This is a genomic window from Rhodococcus sp. P4_C10 (assembly GCF_056402135.1).
Genome location: NZ_JBFUHZ010000114.1, coordinates 1 through 425 on the forward strand (window position 1 = coordinate 1; position 425 = coordinate 425).

1 protein-coding gene is annotated in these 425 nt (G+C 66.1%); it reads left to right on the top strand.

Translation table 11 applies throughout. The annotated features are described in order from the left end of the window. Window positions 1-352, top strand: a 352-nt coding sequence (locus AC1DWC_RS26765; RefSeq protein WP_477912928.1) for a nuclear transport factor 2 family protein, incomplete at its 5' end; no start/stop codon positions are given. Window positions 353-425 lie beyond the last annotated feature (73 nt).

The following is a 425-nucleotide window of genomic DNA, read 5'->3' on the forward strand; positions in this document are numbered from 1 at the left end:
CACCGAGTTCTGCGCCCGCTGGGCGGACTCGAACCCCGAGACGCTCGCCGAGTACTTCGCCGAAGATGCTGTCTACCACAACATTCCGATGGAACCCGTGGTGGGGAAGCCCGCAATCAAGGACTTCCTCGCCGGGTTCCTCGGGGCGTTCGGCGGCATCGTGTTCACGATCCACCACCAGACCAGTGCCGGCCGCGTGGTGATGAACGAGCGCACCGACGTGTTCACGATCAACGGCACCGCCGTCGAACTGCCGGTGATGGGGGTGTTCGAGGTCGACGAGGACGGCAAGATCGTGGCCTGGCGGGACTACTTCGACATGGCCCCGCTCGCGGCCCTCGGCGGCCAGTAGCGCCGGCAAACGCAAGAACCCCGATCCAGTTCCCTGGATCGGGGTTCCCGCGTCAAATGGTGGTGCCCCCGGC